At 58.6% G+C, this 6226-nt stretch carries 2 protein-coding genes; one reads left to right on the top strand and one right to left on the bottom strand.

Annotation, left to right across the window (positions count from 1 at the left end; genetic code table 11):
• Positions 1 to 70: 70 nt before the first annotated feature.
• On the bottom strand, positions 71 to 4042 hold the full coding sequence (gene putA / locus H5P17_RS25950; protein ID WP_182825861.1) for a trifunctional transcriptional regulator/proline dehydrogenase/L-glutamate gamma-semialdehyde dehydrogenase: 3972 nt from the start codon (positions 4040 to 4042) through the stop codon (positions 71 to 73).
• Between the two features lie 556 nt (positions 4043 to 4598).
• Between putA and putP the strand changes: the two genes are divergently transcribed.
• Positions 4599 to 6083, top strand: coding sequence for a sodium/proline symporter PutP (gene putP, locus H5P17_RS25945; protein WP_182825860.1), 1485 nt, complete (start codon positions 4599 to 4601; stop codon positions 6081 to 6083).
• Positions 6084 to 6226 lie beyond the last annotated feature (143 nt).

Raw genomic sequence — 6226 nt, 5'->3', positions numbered from 1 at the left:
GTAGATAACTATTGTTAATAAAAAAGGCGCAGCTATTATGCTGCGCCCTGAGGTTCATTAGTTCACATTATTACCCTATGGTCATCAGGCTGGCGTTACCGCCGGCGGCTGCGGTATTGACGCTCAGCGAGCGTTCGATCAGCAGGCGCTCCAGCAGGATGTTGGTTTCGCCGTGGGCAAAGCCCTGCACTGAAACGATCGCGCCGCTGCGCTGGGCGATTTGCTCGCACAGGGTGCGCAGCTGATCGGCGTCGCCGTGGTAAATGGCGGCATCGAACTCCACCTTGTCCTGCTGCCAGTCTTTGCTGAAGCTGATGCTGGCCTGAACCACCGCCGGCAGGCGGCGATACAGGGTGCGTTGCAGCTCGGCTTCCGGCCACAGCACGCTGCTGCCGACGGCCAGTACCGCGGCCAACTGCGTCAAGGCATCGGCCTCGTTATCGGCCAGACAGAGTACGCGCTCACGCGGCAACAGGGCATAGGTATTGCGCTCGCCGGTAGGGCCAGGCAGAGGGCGTAACGTACCGCCCTGGCCCAGTTCGGCGTAGCGTTGCGCCAGCGTCACCAGATCGCGCTGGTTTTCGGCAATCGCCCATTGCTCCAGCGCCTGATGGGCCTTGAGCAACTGTGGCCGCGCGGTGGCTTCCAGCGGGCGTTCTTCGTCCTGACGGTGCAGGGTGCGTTGCACCGCATCATCCGGACGGTTGGCCAGCAGGCGATACAGGTACAGCGGGCCACCGGCTTTAGGACCGGTGCCGGACAGGCCTTCGCCGCCAAATGGCTGCACGCCGACCACGGCGCCGACCATGTTGCGGTTAACGTACAGGTTGCCCACCTTGGCGCGCTCGGTCACGCGGGCGATGGTTTCATCAATACGGGTGTGAACGCCCAGCGTCAGACCATAGCCGGCGGCGTTGATCTGATCGACCAGCGACTCCAGATTGGTGCGTTGGAAGCGGACCACGTGCAGCACCGGGCCGAAGATCTCTTTTTGCAGCTCGTCGAAGCTGTCCAGTTCGATCAGGGTTGGCTTGATAAAGGTGCCACGGGACCACTCTTTCTCATCCTGCACATTGCCTTTCGCGGCCTGGTAGACTTTACGGCCCTTGGCGCGCATCGCCTGAATATGACGTTCGATACCGGTCTTGGCCTCGGCGTCGATCACCGGTCCGATATCGGTCGACAGGCGTTCCGGGTTACCCATGCGGCATTCGGCCATCGCGCCGCGCAACATTTGCAGCGTGTGTTCCGCCACGTCTTCCTGAATGCACAGGATACGCAGGGCGGAGCAGCGTTGGCCCGCGCTGTCGAATGCGGAGGCGACCACGTCAGTCACCACCTGTTCGGTCAGTGCGGAAGAGTCGACGATCATGGCGTTCAGACCGCCGGTTTCGGCAATCAGCGGCGTTGGGCGACCTTGCGGATCCAGACGGCCTGCGATGCTGCGCTGCAAAATGCCGGCAACGTCGGTAGAGCCGGTAAACATCACGCCACGAACCCGAGCGTCATTGACCAGAACCGAGCCGACGCTTTCGCCCTGGCCTGGCAGTAGCTGCAGCACGCCTTGCGGAATGCCGGCTTCCAGCAGAATGCGCACCGCCTGTGCGGCGATCAGCGGCGTTTGCTCTGCCGGTTTGGCCAGAACGCTGTTGCCTGCCGCCAGCGCAGCGGCAATCTGACCGGTGAAGATGGCCAGCGGGAAATTCCACGGGCTGATACACACCACCGGGCCCAGCGGACGGTGGCTGTCATTGGCGAAATCATCGCGTACCTGACCGGCGTAGTAATGCAGGAAATCGACCGCTTCGCGCACTTCGGCGATGGCGTTGTTAAAGGTTTTGCCCGCTTCGCGCACCAGAATGCCCAACAGGCTTTGCAGTTGGCCTTCCATCAGTTCGGCAGCACGCTCCAGAATGGCGGCACGCTCGGATGGTGGGGTAGCAAACCAGATTGGACCGGCGGCAGCGGCGGCGTCGAGCGCCCGGCTGACTTCACCTTCGGTAGCTTCACGCACGTAACCGACCACGTCGCCCGGCTCGGCAGGGTTAATTACCGGTTGCTCCACGCCCTGATCCAGCTCGGCGTCGATAATCGGCTCTGCGCGCCAGGGTTGAGTAGCGCTGGTCAGCAGTGCGCTGGACAGGGAGGCCAGGCGCTGTTCGTTCGACAGGTCGAGACCGCTGGAGTTGATGCGCTTGGTGCCATAGAGCTCACGCGGCAGCGGAATGCGCGGGTGCGGGAGGCCAAGTTGACCTTCGCTGGCGGCCAGGGCTTCGACCGCGGTAACCGGGTCGGCAACCAGTTCGTCGAGCGGCAGGGTGGCATCGGCGATACGGTTAACGAACGAGGTGTTAGCGCCGTTTTCCAGCAGGCGACGCACCAGATACGCCAACAGCGTTTCATGGGTGCCGACCGGTGCATAGATGCGGCATGGACGGTTCAGCTTACCGTCGGCCACTTTACCTACCACTTGCTCGTACAGCGGTTCGCCCATGCCGTGCAGGCACTGGAACTCATACTGGCCAGGATAGTAGTTGTTGCCCGCCAGATGATAAATCGCGCTCAGGGTATGGGCGTTATGGGTAGCGAACTGCGGATAAATCAGGTTCGGCACCGCCAGCAGTTTGCGGGCGCAGGCCAGATAAGAAACGTCGGTGTAGACCTTGCGGGTGTAGACCGGATAGCCTTCCAGCCCGTCCATTTGGGCGCGTTTGATTTCGCTGTCCCAGTAGGCGCCTTTTACCAGACGGATCATCAGGCGACGGCGGCTGCGTTGCGCCATGTCGATCACCGCGTCGATGGCGAACGGGCAACGTTTCTGATAGGCCTGGATCACAAAGCCGATGCCGTTCCAACCGGCCAACTGAGGTTCGAAGCACAGCTTTTCCAGCAGGTCGAGCGAGATTTCCAGGCGATCGGCTTCTTCAGCATCGATATTGATGCCGATGTCGTATTGGCGCGCCTGCAGGGTCAATGACAGCAGGCGAGGGTAGAGCTCTTCCATTACGCGTTCGTACTGTGCGCGGCTATAACGCGGGTGCAAAGCGGACAGCTTGATCGAAATGCCCGGGCCTTCATAGATGCCGCGGCCGTTCGAGGCTTTGCCAATCGCATGGATTGCCTGCTGGTAAGACACCAGATAGGCCTGCGCGTCGGCTTCGGTCAGGGCAGCTTCACCCAGCATGTCGTAGGAATAACGGAACCCTTTGTCTTCCAGCTTGCGGGCGTTGGCCAGCGCTTCGGCGATGGTTTCGCCGGTCACGAACTGTTCGCCCATCAGGCGCATTGCCATATCCACGCCTTTACGGATCAGCGGTTCGCCGCTCTTGCCGATAATGCGGTTCAGCGAGCGTGACAGGTTGGCTTCATTATGAGTGGATACCAGTTTGCCGGTGAACAACAGGCCCCAGGTGGCGGCGTTAACAAACAGCGATGGGCTGCGGCCGAGGTGAGAATGCCAGTTGCCGTTGCTGATTTTATCGCGGATCAGCGCATCGCGGGTTGGCTTGTCAGGAATACGCAGCAGGGCTTCGGCCAGGCACATCAGCGCCACGCCTTCCTGTGAAGACAAGGAGAACTCCTGCAGCAGGCCTTGCACCATACCGGCGCGGCCATTTGCACTCTTTTGGTTACGCAACTTCTCGGCGATGTCGTAAGCCATCTTATGGGTGGCTTTGGCAAGATCGGCAGGTAATCGCGCCTGTTCGAGCAACATCGGCACCGCTTCGGTCTCAGGGCGGCGATAGGCCGCGGTGATGGCTGCGCGGTTAACCGACTGCGGCAGAATTTGTTCTGCAAATTCAAGGAATGGCTGGTGGGACTCTTCCTGCACTTGCGGCATAATGTCGTCCGCTTCGGCCTGGCCGGCAGCGGCAAGCGCCGGAATTTCAGGGATATCGGAACCGTTCTCGAGACGTTCGAGATAATTAAAAATGGCCTGCTTGATCAGCCAGTGCGGCGTGCGATCGATACGCTGTGCGGCGCTTTTGATTCGATCGCGAGTGGCTTCGTCGAGCTTCACGCCCATTGTGGTAGTGCCCATGCCAATCCAACTCCTGTGTTAAGAACCTATCCCATCAGGCTATACAAACTGCGGGCCAGATAGGCTGCTGGGATAGGTTCGTGCGTTGTGTGCTGTGATGAATGCAGACAATATCCTGCATGTTGCAACTTTGTGCAACCGTGTTAAATCAGGCGGATGAGCGAAGTGTGAGTTCCATCGATTTTTTAACATCAATAATCGGCATGGTTCTTGCTCTGCCTGTGGGATGGCGCGTCGGGGATCGGCCGTCCACATGCGTTAACCCCAGCAATATCAGGGGTAACGCTGAATTAGTATGAGGTGCAACTCTGTTTTTGAATGTGGGGTGTAACCTTGCAGGCGGTTAAATGTGACGCAGGGTAAACTTTGTGTAACTTTGTTGTTAAATGTCTTGTTGGATAATCAACAGGTCAACTAGGATAGCCGACGGTCAGACAATTGCGGGAGGAAACTATTTTCACTCGCGGGAGTGTCCGCTTTTCGCCACGTTCCGGCGGATTGGCAAGCAGTAACTATCGCAATACAGCGCGAAATAATAATGAGAGTGGAGAATTTCATGACAATGAGCACACCAATGCTGGTCACCTTCCTGGTGTATATCTTCGGGATGGTGTTAATCGGCTTACTTGCCTACCGGGCAACCAATAACTTTGACGACTACATTCTGGGCGGTCGTAGCCTGGGCAGCGTGGTGACCGCGCTCTCTGCCGGCGCATCGGATATGAGCGGCTGGTTGCTGATGGGCCTGCCGGGCGCCATCTTCCTGTCCGGCATCTCTGAAAGCTGGATTGCGATTGGCCTGACCATCGGCGCTTACCTTAACTGGAAGCTGGTGGCGGGGCGGCTACGCGTTCATACCGAAGCCAACAATAATGCCCTGACGTTACCGGATTATTTCACCAGCCGTTTTGAAGACAACAGCAAGCTGCTGCGGGTGATCTCCGCCATTGTTATTCTGGTGTTCTTCACTATCTATTGTGCTTCCGGCATCGTCGCCGGTGCGCGTCTGTTCGAAAGCACCTTTGGCATGAGCTACGAAACGGCGCTGTGGGCCGGCGCTGCGGCCACTATCCTGTATACCTTTATCGGTGGATTCCTGGCGGTGAGCTGGACCGACACCGTGCAGGCCAGCCTGATGATTTTCGCGCTGATCCTGACGCCGGTGATTGTTATCTTTGCTGTTGGCGGCATCGATACTTCGATGTTGGTTATCGAAGCGCAAAATCCGGCCAATATCGACATGCTGAAAGGCCTGAACTTTGTGGCCATTCTCTCGCTGCTGGGCTGGGGGCTGGGTTACTTCGGGCAGCCGCACATTCTGGCGCGCTTTATGGCGGCCGACTCTCACCGCACTATCCGCAGCGCGCGTCGCATCAGCATGACCTGGATGATCCTGTGTCTGGCGGGCACCATTGCCGTTGGTTTCTTCGGCATTGCTTACTTCGCCAATAACCCGGACCAGGCGGGCAACGTGTCGCAAAACGGCGAGCGCGTGTTTATCGAGCTGGCGATGTTGCTGTTCAACCCATGGATTGCAGGCATTTTGCTGTCGGCAATTTTGGCGGCGGTAATGAGTACCCTGAGCTGCCAGCTGTTGGTGTGTTCAAGTGCGATCACCGAAGATCTGTACAAGGCCTTCCTGCGTAAGGGTGCCAGCCAGCGTGAGCTGGTATGGGTAGGGCGCATCATGGTGCTGGTGGTGGCGTTGGTGGCTATCGCGCTGGCGGCAAACCCGGAAAACCGCGTGCTGGGTCTGGTGAGCTACGCCTGGGCCGGCTTCGGCGCTGCCTTTGGTCCGGTGGTGCTGATCTCGGTCATGTGGTCACGCATGACGCGTAACGGCGCTCTGGCCGGCATGCTGGTTGGCGCAGTAACGGTAATCGTCTGGAAACACTTCGCCTGGCTGGATCTGTATGAAATCATCCCGGGCTTCCTGTTCGGCTGTATCGCCATCGTGGTGGTGAGCCTGATGGGGCGTTCACCTTCCGCGACCATTACCGAGCGTTTCGATCAGGCGGAAGCCGAGTTCAAAACCGTTTAATCTCTCGCATCGCGAGTCAAAAAGGCGCTTAAGGCTAATGCCGATCGTTTAAGGATCGGTTGAACGATCCGGTGGTTGCTGTAAAAAGGGTTCCAGGACATGACTGGAACCCTTTTTTATGCACCTTTCTCAGGCTCTTGGCA

Origin of the sequence: Serratia sp. OS31, from assembly GCF_014164835.1 — a bacterium.
Taxonomy (GTDB): Bacteria; Pseudomonadota; Gammaproteobacteria; order Enterobacterales; family Enterobacteriaceae; genus Serratia; species Serratia liquefaciens_A.
The sequence above is the reverse complement of the archived record's forward strand: the minus strand, read 5'-3'. Positions and strand labels throughout refer to the sequence as shown.

Coding starts and splice junctions, on each gene's coding strand:
- putA (WP_182825861.1), bottom strand. CDS start 4,042: ATGGGCACTACCACAATGGGCGTGAAGCTCGACGAAGCCACTCGCGAT.
- putP (WP_182825860.1), top strand. CDS start 4,599: ATGACAATGAGCACACCAATGCTGGTCACCTTCCTGGTGTATATCTTC.